At 48.1% G+C, this 20,304-nt stretch carries 22 protein-coding genes; 4 read left to right on the top strand and 18 right to left on the bottom strand.

Annotated elements, in window-relative coordinates; translation table 11 throughout:
* Positions 1-27 precede the first annotated feature (27 nt).
* The 18 genes from fliD to BFR57_RS06935 form a co-directional block, all read right to left on the bottom strand.
* Positions 28-1,422 carry a flagellar filament capping protein FliD gene (gene fliD / locus BFR57_RS07020; protein ID WP_071463288.1) on the bottom strand — a complete coding sequence of 465 codons (1,395 nt, stop codon included), beginning with the start codon at positions 1,420-1,422 and terminating at the stop codon, positions 28-30.
* A gap of 11 nt (positions 1,423-1,433) precedes the next feature.
* The gene (locus tag BFR57_RS07015; RefSeq protein ID WP_071463287.1) at positions 1,434-1,856 is read right to left on the bottom strand and encodes a flagellar protein FlaG; all 423 of its coding nucleotides are present in this window, start codon (positions 1,854-1,856) and stop codon (positions 1,434-1,436) included.
* A gap of 167 nt (positions 1,857-2,023) precedes the next feature.
* Positions 2,024-2,989, bottom strand: a complete 966-nt coding sequence (locus tag BFR57_RS07010) for a flagellin (protein WP_071463286.1) — start codon at positions 2,987-2,989, stop codon at positions 2,024-2,026.
* 175 nt (positions 2,990-3,164) lie between these two features.
* Positions 3,165-4,121, bottom strand: a complete 957-nt coding sequence (locus BFR57_RS07005; protein ID WP_071463285.1) for a flagellin — start codon at positions 4,119-4,121, stop codon at positions 3,165-3,167.
* A 146-nt stretch (positions 4,122-4,267) separates the two neighbouring features.
* Positions 4,268-5,206 (bottom strand): flagellin, encoded by a 939-nt coding sequence (locus BFR57_RS07000; RefSeq protein WP_071463284.1) that lies wholly within the window; start codon positions 5,204-5,206, stop codon positions 4,268-4,270.
* 207 nt (positions 5,207-5,413) lie between these two features.
* The gene (gene flgL / locus BFR57_RS06995) at positions 5,414-6,619 is read right to left on the bottom strand and encodes a flagellar hook-associated protein FlgL (protein WP_071463283.1); all 1,206 of its coding nucleotides are present in this window, start codon (positions 6,617-6,619) and stop codon (positions 5,414-5,416) included.
* 28 nt (positions 6,620-6,647) lie between these two features.
* Positions 6,648-8,660 carry a flagellar hook-associated protein FlgK gene (flgK, locus tag BFR57_RS06990; protein ID WP_071463282.1) on the bottom strand — a complete coding sequence of 671 codons (2,013 nt, stop codon included), beginning with the start codon at positions 8,658-8,660 and terminating at the stop codon, positions 6,648-6,650.
* An 82-nt stretch (positions 8,661-8,742) separates the two neighbouring features.
* Entirely contained in the window at positions 8,743-9,717 is a 975-nt protein-coding gene (gene flgJ, locus BFR57_RS06985) for a flagellar assembly peptidoglycan hydrolase FlgJ (RefSeq protein ID WP_083405075.1), read from the bottom strand.
* Entirely contained in the window at positions 9,698-10,798 is a 1,101-nt protein-coding gene (locus BFR57_RS06980) for a flagellar basal body P-ring protein FlgI (protein WP_071463281.1), read from the bottom strand. The genes flgJ and BFR57_RS06980 overlap by 20 nt, the downstream gene beginning before the upstream one ends.
* A gap of 16 nt (positions 10,799-10,814) precedes the next feature.
* Complete coding sequence (gene flgH / locus BFR57_RS06975; protein ID WP_253183632.1) at positions 10,815-11,474, bottom strand: flagellar basal body L-ring protein FlgH; 660 nt, start codon at positions 11,472-11,474, stop codon at positions 10,815-10,817.
* A gap of 31 nt (positions 11,475-11,505) precedes the next feature.
* Positions 11,506-12,294 carry a flagellar basal-body rod protein FlgG gene (gene flgG, locus BFR57_RS06970; protein WP_071463279.1) on the bottom strand — a complete coding sequence of 263 codons (789 nt, stop codon included), beginning with the start codon at positions 12,292-12,294 and terminating at the stop codon, positions 11,506-11,508.
* Positions 12,295-12,316: 22 nt separating this feature from the next.
* Positions 12,317-13,060, bottom strand: a complete 744-nt coding sequence (gene flgF, locus BFR57_RS06965; protein ID WP_071463278.1) for a flagellar basal-body rod protein FlgF — start codon at positions 13,058-13,060, stop codon at positions 12,317-12,319.
* A gap of 151 nt (positions 13,061-13,211) precedes the next feature.
* Complete coding sequence (flgE, locus tag BFR57_RS06960) at positions 13,212-14,558, bottom strand: flagellar hook protein FlgE (RefSeq protein ID WP_071463277.1); 1,347 nt, start codon at positions 14,556-14,558, stop codon at positions 13,212-13,214.
* 15 nt (positions 14,559-14,573) lie between these two features.
* Positions 14,574-15,260, bottom strand: coding sequence for a flagellar hook assembly protein FlgD (gene flgD, locus BFR57_RS06955; RefSeq protein ID WP_071463276.1), 687 nt, complete (start codon positions 15,258-15,260; stop codon positions 14,574-14,576).
* A gap of 13 nt (positions 15,261-15,273) precedes the next feature.
* A complete protein-coding gene (gene flgC, locus BFR57_RS06950) occupies positions 15,274-15,726 on the bottom strand; it encodes a flagellar basal body rod protein FlgC (protein WP_071463275.1) in 453 nt (150 codons plus the stop codon).
* A gap of 11 nt (positions 15,727-15,737) precedes the next feature.
* Positions 15,738-16,142 carry a flagellar basal body rod protein FlgB gene (flgB, locus tag BFR57_RS06945; RefSeq protein ID WP_071463274.1) on the bottom strand — a complete coding sequence of 135 codons (405 nt, stop codon included), beginning with the start codon at positions 16,140-16,142 and terminating at the stop codon, positions 15,738-15,740.
* 68 nt (positions 16,143-16,210) lie between these two features.
* Entirely contained in the window at positions 16,211-17,050 is an 840-nt protein-coding gene (locus BFR57_RS06940) for a protein-glutamate O-methyltransferase CheR (RefSeq protein ID WP_071463273.1), read from the bottom strand.
* A gap of 17 nt (positions 17,051-17,067) precedes the next feature.
* Positions 17,068-18,015: a chemotaxis protein gene (locus tag BFR57_RS06935; RefSeq protein ID WP_071463272.1), complete on the bottom strand. Its 948-nt coding sequence runs from the start codon at positions 18,013-18,015 to the stop codon at positions 17,068-17,070.
* A gap of 156 nt (positions 18,016-18,171) precedes the next feature.
* On the opposite strand from BFR57_RS06935, the gene flgA reads away from it, so the two are divergent.
* From flgA to BFR57_RS06915, 4 genes are all read left to right on the top strand, one after another.
* The gene (gene flgA, locus BFR57_RS06930) at positions 18,172-18,879 is read left to right on the top strand and encodes a flagellar basal body P-ring formation chaperone FlgA (RefSeq protein ID WP_071463271.1); all 708 of its coding nucleotides are present in this window, start codon (positions 18,172-18,174) and stop codon (positions 18,877-18,879) included.
* 81 nt (positions 18,880-18,960) lie between these two features.
* Positions 18,961-19,296, top strand: coding sequence for a flagellar biosynthesis anti-sigma factor FlgM (flgM, locus tag BFR57_RS06925; RefSeq protein WP_071463270.1), 336 nt, complete (start codon positions 18,961-18,963; stop codon positions 19,294-19,296).
* Between the two features lie 17 nt (positions 19,297-19,313).
* Positions 19,314-19,715 carry a flagellar export chaperone FlgN gene (gene flgN / locus BFR57_RS06920; protein ID WP_071463269.1) on the top strand — a complete coding sequence of 134 codons (402 nt, stop codon included), beginning with the start codon at positions 19,314-19,316 and terminating at the stop codon, positions 19,713-19,715.
* 73 nt (positions 19,716-19,788) lie between these two features.
* Positions 19,789-20,268 carry an LPP20 family lipoprotein gene (locus BFR57_RS06915; RefSeq protein ID WP_071463268.1) on the top strand — a complete coding sequence of 160 codons (480 nt, stop codon included), beginning with the start codon at positions 19,789-19,791 and terminating at the stop codon, positions 20,266-20,268.
* The last annotated feature ends 36 nt before the right edge of the window (positions 20,269-20,304 follow it).

The raw sequence follows: 20,304 nt of genomic DNA, 5'->3' as shown, positions 1-20,304 counted from the left end.
TAATAACCTCTAACTTAAAATCTGAGTTTAGTCCTTACCACCAAAACCAGGCAGGTTGCCTAATTGTGATGATAAGTAGTTCTGCGTGCTCTGCATTTGCGCCAGCATCACATCAAGACCCGAATACTTTTCACGTAAGCGGCCCTCAAGTTGTTCCATCCGATACTGATGATCCAAGCGATCATCTTCGAGTCTGTCGAGACTCTCGTTCAACGACTTTTCGCGGAACGTGATCGCACCATCCGATTCAATGTAATTGTTCATCAAGGTTTCAAATCGACTCGCGATGCCACCTTCGTTTGAGAAAATCTTACCAAAGGCGTTGAAGTCTTGATCCATGGCTTCATTCACGCTGCGAATAATGTTGTTTTTCTCAAGCTTTCCGTCTTTGTTAAGACTCAAACCGATATCGAATAAGCTCGAGAAGTCGCCTGCGCCCTCAACATTGCTAGTCAACACGTTGACCATCTGGTTTTGTAAACCGCGCATGGTTGAGTCGGCTTGCAACACCGCATTCGTTGCTGTCGCTTGGTCCATAATACTGACCACGCCATTATATGCGGAAACGAACTCATCAATGAGTTTATTGACACCCTCACGGTCACGCTGGATGTTAACCTGTGCAGTCTCGTTATTTTCGCTTTCTTTAATCGCGGTAATTGTCGAACCTTGAATCACATCAGTAAACGTATTGCTACTGCTCGTTGCGGTAATACCATCGATCACGATGCGGGCATCCTTTGCCATATCTTCTGCGGCAATTGCCATACCGCCCGCCGAGCCATCAAATGCTTGCGTTGATAAACCGTCTAACTCGGCATTGTTATTGGTCACCACTAAATCATTACCCGCGCCGGACTCATTCGAGGTCAGTACCAACTTTGCCTCGGTACCGGTATTAATAATGTTAGCAGTGACGCCGAAGTTATCGGCCGAATCATTAATTTGTTGGCGAATATCTTCCAGGGTTGAGTTAGCGGCAATATTTAAGTCAAAACTTTTATCACCAGCACTGAACGAAAGCGTGCTATCAGACGTGGTAATCTCCTGATCGGCCGATGTAAATGTGCCATCTGCGGAGACCGCACGAGAGCCCTCGGCCAACTGCTGAACTTCGACCTCAAACGAACCGCCGGTCGAGTCGTCATTGCTCGAAAAGCGAATCAAGTCACCCGATTCGGGCTGTTTCAGCTGTGCTACTCGTTTATCAAACAAGTCACTGTCACTGAGCTTGGTGATCACATCATCAAACTTAGAAAGTGCCGACTTTACCGCCCCGAGCGCCGACAATTCGGTTTCGTAACGCGATTCCAGCTTCTGGAACTGCGCTTGTTTTGGCTGGTTAGTGGCTTGCAACGTCGATGAAATAATCGACTCGAGGTCAAGCCCTGAACCGACGCCTGCGGAGGTAAATAGTGGCATGACAGTACTCCTTAAACTTGCTTATCGAACAGAATTCCTGACCGACTGTCTTGGTTATCGGCCAATTCTTCTATAGCTTTAGAGAGTTTTACTGCCAACTCCGATGGAATTTGGCGTATCATCTCTCCACTCTCTTGATCCATCACCTTGACCACCGGTGGCTCACCTTTTTCATCAAATACGAACTGCAAACTGGTGTTGCGTATGGATGGTGATTGATTGATCTTCTCTACCACTTCAGCAACTGAACCCTTGTCAACGCTTTGTGCTTCGCTCGCACGTTGCTCTGCTTGAACAGTCTGCTGTTGAGTTCGGTCACGCACTTCCTGTACCGTCTCAATCACTTGCTCTCGCTGTGAAGAATTCAGCCGAGTGCTACCGTCAGACGCGCTTGGCGATGACATCGCACGTAAGTCCATTGTAAATTCGGCCATAACATTACCCTTCTGATTTTCGGTTACTTAAACCTTCCCGTATAGGGTATCGGCAACCCCTGAATGAAACTTTAGGGATTTTTTAGTAAATAGCCAAAAAAAGAACAAAAAAAAGCCGGGGAAGACCCCGGCTTTGATTAAAAGCGGCAATTTTATGCCAAAAGCGATTATCCCAATAACTGCAATGCAGCCTGTGGACGCTGGTTCGCCTGTGCCAAAATGGTCTGCGAAGCCTGCTGCAAAATCTGTGCCTGTGTCAATTTAGCCGTCTCAGCAGCAAAGTCGGCATCTTTAATACGCGATTTCGCAGCTTCCAAGTTTTCTGCAACGTTGCCTTGGTTACGAATCGTTGACTGGAAACGGTTTTGCACCGCACCCAACTCGGCACGTTTCTTATCCACTACAGCAATCAATGAGTCCATACCCGCCAGTACTGCTTGCGCGTCTTGCTGGGTGCTCACAGAAAGCGTTGAAGCCACGAACACGGTAGCGAAATCAAGTGCAGTCGCGCCGTTGGTACTACCAGTAAACGTTGCGGTACCGTAGATTGATGTCAACGCATCACCGGTAACAGCAGATGCAATTGATGCGATACCTGACAAAGTAAAACCAGCAGCAGCAGTCAAACTATTGGCAGTGCCACCCACTGACTGCATAGTGAAGTCGATGGTTTGATTAGCGTCCGCGCCTACTTGGAAGCTCGCAGAGTAAGTTCCGTCGAGCAAGTTCTGTCCACCAAAGGTAGTATCTTTGGCGATACGGTTCACTTCGCTCATCAATACACGAATTTCTTCCTGGATTGCCAAGCGGTCTTCACCGGTGTTTGAACCGTTGGCTGCTTGTTGCGCCAAAGTACGTACACGTTGGAACGTGTTTGTTACTTCGTCCAAAGCACCTTCAGCGGTCTGTGCCAAAGAGATACCGTCGTTTGCGTTCCGGTTACCTTGGTTAAGACCCATGATCTGAGAACCTAAGCGGTTAGAGATCTGTAGACCCGCCGCATCGTCAGATGCACTGTTAATACGGAAGCCTGATGAAAGACGCTCGAAAGCTTGGTCAAGTTTATTACCTGAGTTGATTAACTGACGCTGAGCATTAAGTGAGCTGATGTTTGTGTTTACATATAAAGGCATGGTTATGCACCCCTCTTGTTAAATCCACTGTGTCACTTACACAAAACACCCGGTCAGTGACATACGTTCTTGCTTACTTAATATATCGGCCCCTTTTGTATAATCTTTAAACAAAAAACCGAGCAAAATTGCTCGGTTTTTCAACAGCTTAGTAATTAAATGAAATTTTATTCAATTAGCCCAGAAGCTGGATTGCCGCCTGTGGACGCTGATTGGCCTGCGCCAAAATAGTCTGTGAAGCCTGCTGGAGAATCTGAGACTGAGTCAGTTTCGCAGTTTCGGCAGCAAAGTCAGCATCTTTGATACGTGATTTCGCAGCTTCCAAGTTCTCCGAAACGTTACCTTGGTTACGAATCGTTGATTGGAAACGGTTTTGCACCGCACCGAGCTCTGCACGTTTCTTATCCACTACAGCAATCAGTGAGTCCATGCCCGCTAACACTGCTTGCGCGTTGTCTTGGGTTGATACAGAGATGCCTGTTGCGGTAAACAAGTCAGCAAACGTTGAGCCGTTTGTCGCTGCTGCTGCAATCGCGGTTCCTGCGATACCTGCAATCGTGTCATTAGTCACTGATGAAGCAACGCTCGCGATACCTGACAATGAGAAACCACCGGCGGCGGTAATGCTGTTTGCGGTTCCGCCCACTGACTGCATCGTGAAGTCGATGGTTTGGTTAGCGTCGGCACCAACTTGGAAACTTGCAGAGTAAGTACCGTCAAGCAGGTTTTGGCCACCAAAGGTGGTGTCTTCTGCGATACGGTTAACTTCGCTCATCAATACGCGAATTTCTTCTTGAATCGCTAAGCGGTCTTCACCGGTGTTAGAACCGTTCGCCGCTTGCTGTGCCAAAGTACGTACACGCTGGAACGTATTAGTAACCTCGTCCAATGCACCCTCAGCGGTTTGTGCAAGTGAGATACCGTCGTTAGCGTTACGGTTACCTTGGTTAAGACCCATCACCTGCGATTCAAGACGGTTTGAAATTTGTAAACCGGCAGCGTCGTCAGATGCACTATTGATACGAAAACCAGATGATAGACGTTCAAAAGCTTGGTCTAAGTTGTTACCTGAGTTAATCAACTGACGCTGAGCGTTCAGTGAGCTCACATTGGTATTTACGTATAAAGGCATAACATTCCCCTTTCTTTGCATCGAGCGTCGTTGACGCTTAGTTAAACTCTGTGACTAAAAAGGGTATCGGCGATGCCAATCGTTACTTTAGAATAAAAATTAAAAAAGCCGAGCATAAGCCCGGCTTTTTTAATAAATTCAATAACTTATCCAAGTAACTGAAGCGCTGCCTGTGGGCGCTGGTTAGCCTGAGCAAGGATAGTCTGTGAAGCCTGTTGCAAGATCTGAGACTGAGTCAGTTTTGCAGTTTCAGCAGCAAAGTCCGCGTCTTTAATACGCGATTTCGCAGCTTCTAGGTTTTCAGAAACGTTGCCTTGGTTACGAATCGTTGATTGGAAACGGTTTTGTACCGCACCCAACTCTGCACGTTTCTTATCAACCACAGCGATCAGGTTATCCATACCCGCCAACACTTCTTGTGCTGCATCTTGAGTCGATACAGAAATCGCTGAAGCAACGAATGCGGCTGCGAAGCTATTAGTGTTTGCTGTGCCAGAAATCGCTGACAAAGATTCACCCGATACAGCGGATGCAACACTCGCGATACCCGACAAAGTGAAACCACCTGCCGCAGTCATTGAGTTTGCAGTACCGCCAACAGTTTGCATGTCGAAGTTGATGGTTTGGTTAGCATCTGCACCAACCTGGAAAGACGCGCTGTAAGAACCGTCAAGCAGGCTTTGACCACCAAATGTAGTGTCTTCTGCGATACGATTCACTTCGCTCATCAATACGCGAATCTCTTCTTGAATCGCTAAACGGTCTTCACCGGTGTTAGAACCGTTCGCCGCTTGTTGCGCCAAGGTACGTACGCGTTGGAAGGTATTAGTCACTTCGTCTAACGCGCCTTCCGCTGTTTGTGCCAATGAAATACCGTCGTTCGCGTTACGGTTACCTTGATTCAAGCCCATAACCTGAGACTCAAGGCGGTTCGAGATCTGCAAACCAGCGGCATCATCTGATGCACTATTGATGCGGAAACCTGACGACAAACGTTCAAACGCAGTATCCAATTTATTACCTGAGTTAATCAATTGGCGCTGTGCGTTCAACGAGCTGACGTTGGTATTCACATATAAAGGCATAATTCTGCTCCTTAGCTTTGTTTTGGCTAAACCTGCCGATAAAACGGCAAAATTTAGCCGTCATTCAGGCTAACGGCAACGCAGCGGCAAACTTTAGCCGCTTTTTTGAATTTTTTTACAAAAAAAGGGTTCAGCATCCAACTGAACCCTTAATCAAATGTCTGTATACCTTGTCACTGTTGACTATCAGCCAACATAAGAAGTTTTTTATAAATAATCAAATAAACTCAAACGAGATACCCGAGTGAACACTTGTTGAGCAGCCGAGTAGATCGTTTCGTTCTTAACAAGGTCCGTTATAGCCGTGGAATAGTCCACATCGGCAATATCCGACCGCGCCTTTTTGTTAACAATTTCCAAGTCCGCGTTACTTAACCGAGTATTCTCTAAGACATTCAACCGTGCACCGACCTTAGCTTGAGTATCGGTCAGGTTGGAAATAGCGTCGTCGAATGCTGTCAAAGACGAAGCAATTTCCTCGCGATAAGAGAACTTCTGATTGCCATCGGAGTTTTCTAACGCACTCGCCAAGTCGCCGATTTGCGTTAGCAGGTTTCGTGATACAGGCTCGTTAATATCAAACGTAATTGAATCACCATTGACCACATCATTACTGGTATTAATTTCTAGACCTTGATAACTGATGGTATCGCCCGCAGTGTACGCTCCCGTTGCTACCGTTGTACCACCACCATCGACAATTTCGTAGTTACCCCCCACAAAATTAATCGTCGCTGATTGCGTCGCGGCATCGCCCGCATCCCAGTAGTTTGCAAGCGCATCGCGGTCACTCGCAGTCAAACTATTCACCAAGTTATTGCCGCCAGTGAACTCCACGTCAACCCGGTTCGACAAGGTGCCAAACACTTTACTCCCTGGGTCCCCTGCGGGTAGATATAGGCTCGGCGATAATTGAATTTGGCGCTGACCGTCATCGCTATCATAACTATAACTTTGTGTGACTTGGTCATAGTTCATCGGCTGGATACGATTTTGGTATCCGGCAAAAATATATTCACCCGACTCATCTTGCGCGTTAGTAAAATCAAAAATAGCATCTTCGATGTTACGCAACTCCAACGCTAAAGCTTCGCGGTTCTCTTGGCTGTAACTCCCATTACCGGCTTGGTTTGCAAGCACGCGAGCACGTTGCACGAAACCAACAATATTCGACAATACACTTTCTTCTCGGCTCAAGTTGTTTTCCAACGTCACCGAATTGCGGTCAAACTGGCTATTTTGCGCCAGCTTTTCGTCTAGCGCCAACACCTGCGAATTACCGATAGGATCATCAGCGGGGCTGAGAATGCGCGTTTGCTTTGTCAATTGCAGTTGCACCTTATCAAGGCGAGACTGCGACTGCGTTAAGCTGTCTTGCGCACGTTGATAAAATAAATTGGTACTTAAACGCATAATTCACTCCTGCTCATCATGCAGCTACTTAGCCCAGTGAGCGCAGTAACGTGTCAAAAATGGTTTGCGACGTTGTAATGATCCGAGCTGAAGCCGTATAAGCTTGTTGGTACTGGATCAGGTTCGCAGCTTCTTCCTCGAGATTCACGCCCGCTTTAGACTCATAGAGTGCCTCGGTCTGCGATTTAATCGCTTCGGCTGAATCGCGCAATACACGGTTTTGACTAACACGGCTACCGACATCCGACACCAAACGCGCGTAACTCTCATTAAATGTCATGGTCGGATCTTCGGCTTCTGCACCATCACGACGCACTAATTGTTGCCGTTGCAAGTCCGCCAGTTCCTGACCATTACTGTTGTCATCAAAGCCGTTCGTATTGTATTCAATTGAATAACTGTCACCGACAGACGGTTCACCGACAATGCTGACATCATAATCGGGATCGCCGCCCGCGATCTGACCCACGATATTTTCCAGGTCCGTCGTGCCGGCTAATGTCCCCATGGAGTTGCCATCTTTGTCAAACAGCTCAATGTCATAAGCGTTACCGGTTTTCCCGGTCACCTCGATACGAGCTGGGGCCGTACCTAATAACGTGTTATTGCCTGCGTCATAATAGTCGTCAGGTGCGTTAATCTCGCTAATCTGAATTTCAGCGGCACCCTGATTATCAATATTGTTTTGTACGCGGATAGGACTCGCTAACGCAAGATCCTCGGGACGTCGAACAACCAACTCAATTTCTGATGCGGCACTCTCTGCGGGTTTAACTAAGAAGCGATCACCTGCAGCAGGTGTATTAGCCACATTGAGCGTGATACCGTACTCTTCGATGTCCGCGTTGCCAGCGCCATCGACCGTACCCGTGATAACATCCGCACCTTCTAATGGTTGACCGTTGCTATCCACCGCGACCACTTCATAATCGGTTGCACTGGTCATGGTAACTTGTAAGTTTTCTGAAGGAAACGACGCACTATTACCTTCCAGTACACCCACAGTCACTTCGCCATTACCGGTGTTTTCCTCGTAAGCCAGACCCGAGGCTTGGGTTTGCGAAAGATCGAAGAGTTTGCGACCCAGCTGATTATCTAAATCCATGCCTTTTTGATTCTGCGAGTTGAGCGTATCGGTGATACGGACCGCTAACTGGCCTAGTCGACGCTGAGTCGGCATCAGAATATCATCGCGGTATTCGAGGTAGCCGCCGACCGAACCGCCGATTTCGTCAGAGCGAACGACAAACTCACTTTGCTTACCGCCACCATGATCTTTGCGCAACACAAACTCTAAGCGTTCGGTATTGGGGTTGTTCTTTACGGCGACCGAGTTAAACCGGCCATCTTCCAGCACTAATGGCTGACCGTTTTTAAGGTTTACACTCAAACCACCGTTGTCCTGCTCAACAACAGAAAACTCAACCAGTTCGGCAAGCTGACGCAGTTGCTCATCACGTTGGTTTTTCAATGCGTTGACGTCACCGTTAGCATTTTGGCTACCGCTTGCGGCAAAAATTCGTTCATTGAGGTCACCAATATTTTCGGCGATCGAGTTAACGCGTTCGGTCGACAACTTCAGCCGCTCATCAATGATGTCTTCTTGATCATTAAGGTACGATGAAAAGTCATTAAATTTGGTAACCATGCCATCGGCTTCAGCGAGCACCAACTGACGCGCAGTCACCGACCCCGGATCGTTGTTCGCATCCTGCAAGGTATTGAAAAAGCTTTCGATAGTTGAGGACACGTTCGTCGTACTATCTCCGAGTAACGTATCCAGTTGTTCGGCTTGTTCAAGATTCGCCTCATAGAAGCTCACGCGTGAAATATCGGTACGTAACTGACGATTCGAAAACTCATCAATCATTCGTTGCACACGGACGCGCTCTAAACCGCCATATTGTGACTCAAGGTATTCTGTACGTTCACGCACATAGCTGGGAGTATTCGCATTATTGATATTCTGACCAGTCACCTGCAGGCTCTGCTGGTGCGCCAAAATACCGTTTTTACCAATATTCAGTAAATCGAAACTCATTCTCTACTCCCCAATGCTCGTGACCTGCTATCGGCCGCGGCGTGAAAATGTTTAACTTAAGCGGCAATTTTTTGCCGCTTAATTACGGTGTTAGCCGCTTCATCACGGCTTGGATCTTGTCCGCATACTTCGGATCAGTCGCGTATCCAGCTTGCTGCAACTGCTGTGCATACTGTTTCGGATCGTCGGCGACAGCGAGCGCTTGCTGGTAACGAGGATGCGACTGAATAAAGGCCACGTAGTCCTGCAAGCTTTGTTCCACATTTTGATAACTACGGAACGCGGCTTTCTCACGCTTGGCAACCTCACCATCAAATTCGAGCGTGCTTACCTGCGATTGCTCACCACCCCATCGCGCATCGGCTTTGATGTTAAACAGATTGTTACTCGAACCGCCGTGACGCCCTGGCACCACACGCTGCCCCCACCCCGTCTCTAACGCCGCTTGTGCAATTAAAGCGTTTGCATTCATGCCACTCTCTTGAGCTATTTTTTCTGCATGGGGCCGTATCGCGTCAACAAAGGCTTCAGGTGAGTCAAAGGTAACCGACTGCTCACCTACTTTGGCTTGGTTAACCCGTGTTTGCCCATAATACAACCCCACCGGTACACCGCCCTGATCAGACAGCGTTTTACTCGGTGAGCGCACACGCTGCTCTCCCAAGTTGCCGCCATTTCGTTGGAATTGTTCTTTGCCTTGATTAGGGCTCAACTGCTGCACCATCAGATCAGCCAGGCCAAGCGCACCTTTATTAGATAATTCAGAAGTCAGTTGTTGGTCATACATATCACGGTACATGCTGGTGTACCGTGAGTTCAGTGGATTATCTTTAGCAAACACGTCATTCGCTTTACGCATGCTGCTCATGACCATATTCAAAAAGATAGCCTCAAACTGTTGCGCCGCTTCGCGGAGCGCTTGCTCTTTATGCTCACCAAAGGCTTTTTGGCGCAGCGAGTCGAGTGAGTGATTATCTAACACCGCACCCTTGGTCTGCGCTTGGGGCGCAAGATCGTACAAGCTTGTCGCGTCTGTATTAAATAACGATGAGCTCACCAGAAATCGCTCCTGCGTGTTTTAACGCTTCGAGTACCGCAATAATGTCGCCAGGTGCTGCGCCGATTTGGTTAACCGCGCGCACCAGATCGTTCAGTGTGGTACCGGGTTCAAAGACAAACATACGGGCATCATCTTGCTGCACATCAATGATACTCTGCGGTGTCACAGCTGTTTCTCCACCCGCAAATGGATTCGGTTGGTCGACTTGCACATTTTCCGAGATGGTGACCTGCATATTGCCGTGAGCCACAGCCGCTGGACGTAACTCCACATTCTGGCCAACCACGATAGTGCCCGTGCGCGCATTGATGATAATTTTCGCCGCGGACATTGCTGGTTCCACTTCAAGGTTTTCCAACGTGGACATATAGCTCACCCGCTGGCTTAATTCTCGTGGCGCTTTAACCCGAATCGAGGTTGCGTCTATCGCTTGTGCCATGCCATCACCGACCAATCCATTAATGGTGTTGGCTACGCGTTTAGCAGTGGTGAAGTCGGAGTCATGTAGGTTAAAGGTAAAATAGTCGCCTTGAGCAAATGCAGTCGGTATCTCGCGCTCGACAATAGCACCGCCCGGAATGCGGCCAACAGTGGGTGTGTTGATCACGATTTTAGAGCCGTCATTGCCCTCAGCGCCTAAGCCACCAACTATCAAACTGCCTTGCGCAACGGCATAGACTTCGCCATTAGCACCTTTTAAAAAGGTCTGTAATAGCGTGCCACCGGTCAAACTATCGGCACTACCCACTGAGGACACTGTCACATCGAGAGTTTGTCCAGGCTTTGCAAATGCAGGGATTTCCGCGTGTACGGCGACCGCTGCGACATTATTGATCTTAGGTCGCTCGTTTTGCGGGATATTAATGCCGAAATTACCGAGCATGGTGCGAAAGGTTTGGTCGGTAAATGGCGTTTGCTCACCGGTACCGGGCAAACCCACGACCAAACCATAACCAATCAGCTGGTTTGACCGAATCCCCGCCACTGACGCGATATCCTTGATGCGTGAAGCATAAGCGGGCGCCAGCAACTGACTGATAATGGCAATAATCAATAGCCCGACTTTTAACTGTTTCACTTGCTACTCCTTAACCTTAGAACGGCCAGTAACTGCTGTTAAAGAACTTGCTTAACCAGCCTTGGTCCTGTGTCGACGCCAAGGTACCTGTGCCGCTATATTCGATACGCGCATTGGCAACACGCGTCGAAGGTATGGTGTTATTCGCACTGACATCCTGCGGACGGATAATGCCGGTGAGACGGATATACTCGTCGCCGGTATTAATACGGAGCCACTTTTCGCCACGAACAATTAGGTTACCGTTAGCTAGCGTACGAATGACCGTCACGGTGATTTCGCCACTCAACTGGTTGCTCTGGTCGGCCGTCGCGTCACCAGTAAAGTCACGTGTTCCGCCCAATGTCGCCGACAGTGGATTACCATTAATGGTCGCTGCCCGTCCCAGTATATTGGGTACCGGCAGATCGACGTTACTCTCTTTAGTGGTTTCAGTATTCGCTGATTTACTCGCCGTCGTCCGCTCTTGCAAAGTCACGGTAATAATGTCACCCAAACGGCGTGCCTTAATATCCGAATACAAATTGTCGGAGTATTTGGCTTCGTAAAGTGAACCAGTCGGCACCACAGGTTGTGCACGCTCCTCGGGCAATACCGGCGCATAAAAAGGATCATCCGGCATGGGTGCTGGTTGGTTCGAGCTACAGGCTGCCAAACTAAGCAGTGCCAAACTCATCCAAAATAAGCGCATAATTGCCTCCAAGCCCTTACAACTGCTGATTAATATAGCTCAGCATTTGGTCCACAGATGAAATCACTTTCGAGTTCATCTCGTAACCACGTTGAGCTTCAATCAGGTTAACGAGTTCTTCAGTCACGTTAACGTTCGAGGTTTCCAGCGCACCTTGAATCGTATTCCCCATGCCGTCGACACCTGGCACGGCTTCAAGCGGTGCACCGCTGACTGCCGTTTCCTTATAAAGGTTCTGTCCAATAGGTTCTAAACCGGCGGGGTTAATAAAGCTCGCGAGGTTAATTTGCCCAACCACCACGTTGTCTGCGTTACCTGGCTGACGCACGGTCACTTCACCCTCTTGCGAAATACTCAGTGAAGTAGCGTCTTCTGGAATCTGAATAGCAGGCTCAACAGGATAGCCGTTGCCCGACGTAACCATTTCACCCTCTTCGTTGAGCGAGAACTGACCGTTACGGGTATAAGACAAGGTGCCATCGGGCATCAATACTTGGAAAAAGCCTTTACCATCAATCATCACGTCAAGTGAGTTATCGGTTGTTTGCACATTACCTTGGGTATGTGACTTTTGTGTCGCGACCACTTTTGAGCCGGCACCAATCATTAACCCGTTAGGCAACTCAACATCCTGTGCCGATTGACCACCCGGCTGGTTGATGTTTTGGTAAAGCAGATCTTCGAATACCGCACGGCTTTTCTTGAAGCCAACAGTGCTGGCGTTCGCCAAGTTGTTTGAAATTACCGAGATGTCGCGCTGTTGTGCGTCGAGTCCGGTTTTACTAATCCAAAGCGCTGGGTTCATAATGCGTCTCCTCTCCGTCCGCTTAGCTCATGCGCATGAGCGATTCCGCGCGCTGAGCATTTTCATCGGCGGTCTTCATAATTTTGACGTTCATTTCGTATTGGCGCTGTAGTGCAATCATGTTGGTCATCTCTTCGACCGTGTTTACATTACTGCCTTCAAGTGCCCCGATAGATAACTTCACATTGGCATCCACGAGTGCCGGTTGACCGTCCTTGAGGGAAAACAAACCGTCGGTATCCTTCTTGACGTTACCGTTGGGCGGGTTTACCAATTTAATACGATCGACAATTTCCATAGCGTCTTCAGGCGCACCCTGCGGACGAATAGAAATATTACCGTTAGCCCCAATAGTTAAATTATCAATCGGCATGGGAATAAATATTGGGCCCGCATCGCCCATGACAGGTTGTCCACGGTCGTTCTTTAACATGCCATCGGCACCAATTTCTAAACTACCGTTACGTGTGTAGCGTTCTTCGCCGTTGGCGTTTTGTACGGCGATCCAACCTTGACCTTGCACGGCAACATCCAAATTACGTCCGGTGGTTACCATGGCGCCACTGGCAAAGTTTTGCCCCGGGCTTTCTGTCATCGAAAACACGCGCGTGGGCAACCCTTCGTTAAACGCCTGCATCGAACGCGCTTGTTGCAAATCCGCTTTGAAACCTGTGGTGTTGGCGTTGGCTAAGTTATTCGCGCGCAATGCCACCGCGTTCATATTTTCTTTCGCGCCACTCATTGCGACCCAAAGCATCTTGTCCATGCAGACCTCCAGCCAAAAATTTGTCAGATACTTCTACTAACTAATGACTATGCATGGAGCGTGCCAATATCTAAGCTTTGCCTCGATCAACCAATAAAAAAGGCTTGCCGATGCAAGCCTCTTATTAAACCAATCGCTCTCGCGGCGCGGGTTAACGGATCTGTAGAATCGCCTGATTAATGGTGTTGTTCACTTCTAACGAACGCGAGTTCGCCTGGAAGTTACGCTGAGCCGTAATCAAGTCAACCAACTCTTTGGTCAAGTTAACGTTTGAGTTTTCTAACGCAGAAGCTTCTATTGCGCCAAACGTACCGCTGTTTGCTTCACCTGCAAGCGGCTCGCCTGAATCAATACTTTGACGCCACTTAGTACCACCGATTTGCGTTAGACCTTGTTCGTTAGCAAAACGAACGACCGATACCTGACCTAAATACTGTACGTCACCGTTCGAGTAGGTTGCAGCAATCAAACCATCTTTACCAATATCCACGTTAGTCAAACGACCCACGGTCGTACCATCTTGGTCTAACGTTGTAACCTCAAAGTCCGAAGCGAACTGGGTCGGTGTTGTAGTACCGGTTTGGTCTTGGAAATTGAATTGAATGGTTTGTGGATCGGCACCGTTATCGAGGTATGGACCGCTCGGACCTGCACCTGCTAAATCGAGTGTGCCTGGATCAAAAGTGGTTTGTCCTGCCGGTAAATCCGGTTCACCGTTACCTAAGAACTGCACGTTCAGCCCCGAGAAACCATTAACCGAGTTAGTGGCAGACGCCGAACCGCTACCAGTGGGTGCTAAGTCAATTTCTTGACCATCAAAGGTGGCATAGACATCCCAATCATTCTGCCCACGTTTAACGTAGTAAGTCGACAATACGTGTGACTCACCCAATGAATCGTATACCGTTGCCGATGTTGAGCTGTGGTAAGTGGTGGCTGTGTTCGGATCAAATGGTGTCGCTGTGCCATCAATCGGTGTTAAGCGCGCATCCACGTTAAATGCCGTGTAAATGTTGTTGGTGCTCTGCGGTGCCCCTGCTACATCCGGAATTCGGATAGGTTGAGTAGTCGCCAAACTGGTAGACGTCGTTGCACCGCTGTTACGGTCAACTTGATAACCCTGCAAATAGTTACCTTGGTTATCAACGATAAACTTATCATCGTTTAGCTTGAATGCGCCCGAACGCGTGTAGGTCAAATCACGAGAACCTAGGCCATCGGTGGTAGCAAAGAAGCCGTTGCCGCTGATCGCCATATCTAACGAGTTATCGGTAAACTCCAGTGTACCTTGGCTGAACTGTTGTGCGACAGATGAAGTCAAAACACCGTCACCGACTTTTGTATTACCCGCGTTAAAAATGCTCGACGCATACACGTCGGCGAACTCCGCACGCGACTGTTTAAAACCGGTAGTTTTTACGTTCGAAATGTTATTCGCGGTTGTATCAAGATCTTTTTGTGATGCGTTGATGCCGCTCAGTGCAATATTAAATGACATAAGTCACCTCGCTATTTAGCCAATCTCTGTGACATCTTTAAAGTTGATGCCACCTAAACCTTTCAAATTAAGTACGATGCCACGGTCACCACCTGTGCTAACACTTTGAACCGTCGCGTGCATTTGCAGTGGTAAATCTTCCGCGGAGTTACCTAGCTGGCCATTGGCAGTAAACGAATACTTGCCAGCCGGCACTGGATTGCCGCTTTGATCTAAACCGTCCCATTCAAAATCCTTGGTACCTGCAGCTAAATCGCCCATATCAATGGTTCTCACGACCGCATCATTTTCATCCTTGATGGTAATTTTTACGTTCTGCGCTGTTTGTGGTGCAGCAATCATGCCAGACGCCGTGCCACCGCTATCGATCGAAGCCTTGCTGGTAGGCACCAACACCTTGCGTCCTACAAGCGTAGAGGCCTGTAGCGCTTGATTCGATGACATATTCTCGGTGAACTTGGTAAACTGCTCTTGCAAGCCAGTGATACCTTCAGCCATCGAGAAACTGGTCATTTGCGCAATCATTTGATCGTTATCAACGGGCTTGGTCGGATCCTGCATATTCAACTGTTGAGTCAGCAGCTTAAAGAAGTCTTCCTGCTCTAACTGTTGATTATTAGACCCATCAGCGTATTTAGCGCCCTCTTCCTTTTTCCAAGTGAGATCGTTGATTAACGGGTTACTGTTACTCACATTATCCATGGGCTATCTCCCGTTACCCTTGTCCAAGACGCAACAACCGCTGAGTCATGGTTTTCGCTGTATCCGCCACCTGCACATTGGTTTGATATGAGCGTGACGCAGAAATCATGTTGGCCATCTCTTCGGTCACATTGACGTTGGAGCGATAGATGTAGCCATTACCATCCGCCATCGGATGGTTCGGGGCATATTCGATTTGCAACGGCTTATCGCTCTCGACAATACCCATAACTTTGACCCCAGCAGACTGGCCTGCTTGGCTTTGGTTAGTCAGACTATTACCACGATAGTTACCTTGCGCATCAGACAGTGCGGTAGCAAACACCGGATTACGTGCACGATAGGTCTCATCAACACTACTGCTTACCGAGTTGGCGTTCGCCAAATTACTTGCCGTGGTGTTCAAGCGCACCGACTGCGCACTCATTGCTGACCCACTGATATTAAAAATATTAAATAGACTCATCGCTCAGATTCCTATGCTTGACCGCCGCCTAGCGCTTTCTTGACGCCACTGATGCGGCCGTTGAGGAAGTTCATCGTCATTTCATATTCCAATGCATTTTTTGCATACAAGTTTTGTTCCACTTGCACATCCACCGTATTACCGTCACCGGTGTCAGGTTGATTTGGAATACGGAACTTCTCGGTTCCTTGCGGTTTGATTTCGACAGAAAAGTGTCTTTCGTGGGTACGCGCGAGCTTATAACTCTCCATTCCACGCTGAGCCTGCGCTAGCGCTTGTTGAAAGTCGAGTCCCTTAGCTTTGTAGCCGGGGGTATCTGCATTGGCGATATTGTTAGCAATTACCTCGGCCCGACGCGTTCGAATACCCAGCGTGTGCTGCTGAATACCCATAAGCTTGTCCATAGTCAGTGCCATAATTTTGTCTCCCACATTTCAGGTGGACAAAATAATGCATTAACTGTGCCAAGCTTATTTGAGTGAGGTTAATTTTTGCGCTTGTAGATGATGCCGGGGTTGCAACGTATCATTTCGAAGTCATCGGTCAGACCTGATATCGACTCTGAAGCCCCTAAAAAAAGATAGCCTTTAGGGTTCAAAGCTTGCCTAAATTGGGCAATGATTTGCCGCTTGATGTTTGCCGAAAAATAAATCAATACATTGCGGCAGAAAATAATGTCGAATTTACCCAGCAATGCGTAACTGTCGAGCAAATTGAGGTGACGGAATTGCACAAACTGCTTCACTTCATCTTTTAGAATCGACGAACCCGGCTTCACGCCTTCATCGAAAAATTTCTTTCGCCGTTCTGGTGATAAGCCACGCACGATGGCTAGACTATCGTATTCAGCACGAGCGCACTGCTCGAGCACCTTGTTCGAAATATCGGTGGCGGTAATTTTGATACCACCTTTAAGCGCACCCGGATTTTTTGCCTTGTACTCAAGATACGACATTGCAATCGAATACGGCTCTTGTCCACTTGAGCAAGCGGATGACCAGATCTTCAGAGGCCGAGTTTCATTCTTGTATTCTTCGAACACTCGGTTTACCAAGATTTCAAATGGATAGGTATCACGAAACCACAAGGTTTCATTGGTTGTCATGGCATCAATAACAGCCGAACGTAAGGCACGCTCGCTAATCTTCATTGACCGTTTGACGAGCTCCGCTAACGAGTCGATACCAAAATGACTCATCAGCGGTGATAAACGACTTTTTACCAAATAGAGTTTGTTGTCACCGAGCACGATCCCGCACTGATGCTCCAGAAATTGCCTAAACTCTTGATATTCTTGTGTATTGAGTTCTTTGTTACTCGACATTAACTGCGTCTATTCCATTACTCGGCTTCGGCAACAATGTTTTCAGCATTGAGCCATTTTTTAACGGCACTGGCGAGCTCATCGGGATGAAATTTTGCGATAAAGTCATCAGCCCCTACTTTCTTAACCATCGCCTGATTAAATACGCCGCTTAGTGATGTATGCAATATAACACGAACATCGGCCAAATTCGGATCCGCTTTTATCTCAGCGGTTAATGTATAACCGTCCATGACAGGCATTTCCACGTCCGATACTAAAACGGGCACGTGCGGTTGTACATTGCCATCCACTTCCTTGGCCTTTTCATTTAGCCAATCCAGCGCCTCTTTACCATTTTTCTTTATTTCAAGTGGTATCTCAAGGGATTCAAGGGCGCGCTTTATTTGGCCACGTGCCACCGCTGAGTCGTCGGTGATTAAAATGGTAAGGTTTTCTTTCTCGACGGTAATCGGCTGATTCTTAACATCATCGCTCAATTCGGTGTTGACCGGCGTAATATCAGCAAGGATGCGCTCAACGTCAATAATTTCGACAAGCTTATTTTCGATTTCAGTGACCGCGGTAAGGTAGGCATCGCGACCTGTGCCTTTCGGCGGTGGCATGATGTTTTCCCAATTAATATTGATAATGCGGTCAACGCCACCGACTAAAAAGCCCTGCACGGTACGATTGTACTCGGCAATAATAATAAACCGGTTTTCGATATCGGTAATCGCCGGCCCACCTGTCGCGAGACTTAAATCGATAATCGAGATTGCTTGACCACGGATGTGGGCAACACCACGAACCAGGCGATTGCGTCGTGGAATCGATGTCAGCTTCGGACACTGCAGCACTTCGCGTACTTTAAAGACGTTAATACCAAAGCGTTGCTGGCCACTAAGGCGGAACAGCAAAAGCTCCAGACGGTTCTGACCCACCATTTGGGTGCGTTGATTTACCGAGTCAAGGATGCTTGCCATGTTATCTCCTGTGTGCCGCTTATCGTTGCTGGCATGTTCTTTGCTAGCTTTATCACCAATAGTGTCATTAAAGGTGTAAATGTCAATTGATTGACGTCGTACTGGTTACCCCAAGGTAATCGGCCGATTGCACCCAAAACTTTAAGTGGAGTTAATATGATAATACGGCAAACCGCTATAATCAGTTCGATCTTTCTCATATTGACGTCAAGTTTAGCATTTTCAGCTGAACCTTCATCCTACAATTACAAGAAATTGCAGCAATTAGCCAATAACTTTGTTCAGCAACAAGTGACACAGCCCGATAACGGGCGTGTTGAAGTGGTCGTAAATTCGCTCGATCCCCGCATGGCGCCCAAGGTTTGTGCTTCTGAGCCGAGTATTGGCTTTGCTAGGAATTCGGGGTTAGAAAGTTATACCACCGTCGAGATTCAGTGCACGAGTGGGACTCAGCCTTGGCGAACTTATGTACCGGTGCGGATTTATCAGTACCAAGAAGTCTGGTCGGCTGCGGTCCCGATGTCGCCTGGACACCTTATCAATGAGCATGATTTACGTATTGCTGAAGTCGATATTAATCAAGTGCGTGCCAACGTATTTACCGATAAAACGTTATTGGTCGGGGCGCGCGTAAAGCGGCGAATTTCTGCCGGTGATGCTATCGAGGCGCGCGATACCTGTCTTGTTTGCGAGGGAGAAAGCGTTACAATAGTGGCGCAGGATAAATCGTTGCGCATCACAGCATCCGGTAAAGCGTTAGGTGACGGATTACAAGGCGAGTCAGTGGCGGTGCGAAATGTTCGTTCAAACAAGTCACTAGAAGCCGTCGTGACAGGCTTAAACGAAGTAACGGTTAATTTATAAACTTTTTTACGAAAAGAATTAAAGTTATTTTTTCTGCGGCCGATTACAAAGCGAGAACTTATAACATGTGAGGCGAGCGATATGGCAATTAACATAAACAACAACGGTGTTAAGAATAATTCAATCGACACCAAGCAAACGCAACGTCAGACATCGACTGAGCAGTCGAGCAACAGCGGTGCAACAGCTAAAAGCGGTTCAGACTCAGTTTCACTGACCTCTGAAGCACAAAACCTTTCAGCATTGCAGGAAAAAGCAATGAACAGCAGCGGCATCGATCAAACTAAAGTGGATCGCATTAAGGCAGCTATCGAGAACGGTTCATACAAAGTCGACGTTGATCGTCTGGCTTCCAAACTTGCGCAGTTTGAAGGTGACTTGTTTGGTGGAGCGATCGACACAGATAAAGACGCTTAACGCGCGCTTAGGAATTTATGACGCCTATCACTGAAGTTCTCGAACAAATGTCGCAAGCACTGGAGCAACTGCAACAGTGCCAGCAACAAGAATTAACCGCTGTCGTTAACCGTCAGCATCAAAGTGTTGCTGAATTAGCAGAGGTCAAAGCCAGCTTACTCAGCCAACTTGCTGAGTTTGATAGCTTTCTTGCCGAGCATCCGGAGCGGCAGCAACTCAGCACCGATGAAGTGCTGAGCGAACGCGTCGCGCAACTGCGCTCCACTTTGGCGGAAGTCAAACGCCAGAGCGATGTCAACGAACACGTTGTGACACGCACACTCGCTAATATTGACCAATTGAAGCATGAAATTGTGCGACAAGCATCCCATGCCCGCGGCGATGCACTCACCTACAATGCCAAAGGCAAAATCCGCTAAACAGCACTAAAGATTTCATCATCCATGCCGTTAATGAGTTATCAGGTATAACTCATTTAGGCTTGAGGTCGATATGAAACGTGCAGCTCTAACCGTATCTTTATTTACTAGTTTGCTGATGCTCAGCGGGTGCAGCGCTGTCTACGATACTGTCTACGATCAACAACATGTCGAATGGGAAACCGAAACCCCGGAACATTTCCCGGTCTTAACAGCCACTGGCTTTGCGCCGATTGATGCACAACCGGGTGAAACCAAACAGCATAAAGATCTAGCCGCCATGCGCGCCTCTAAACTCGCCGCTTATCGTGAGTTGGCTGAGCAAGTGTATGGGCAACGCATCTCGGGCGGAACCTCAGTGCAAAACTGGACCTTGGGCAACGATCAGTTTCAGGCTTCTGTAGATGGGGTTATTCGGGGCGCCGAAGTTGTTCGTACCTACACGGTGGGTGAATATTATGCGACCGAGTTGCGCCTCGACTTTGCCAAAGTAAACAACCTGTATGAAAGCACCAGCCGTAAGCAGAAGATAAAGCGCGTCGTTTATTACTAACCAACACATGCTTGGTGGTCTGATTCTTGCTTAAGT

The organism is Idiomarina sp. MD25a (assembly GCF_001870515.1).
Lineage (GTDB): Bacteria > Pseudomonadota > Gammaproteobacteria > Enterobacterales > Alteromonadaceae > Idiomarina.
This window is presented reverse-complemented; position numbering and strand designations above follow the sequence as displayed.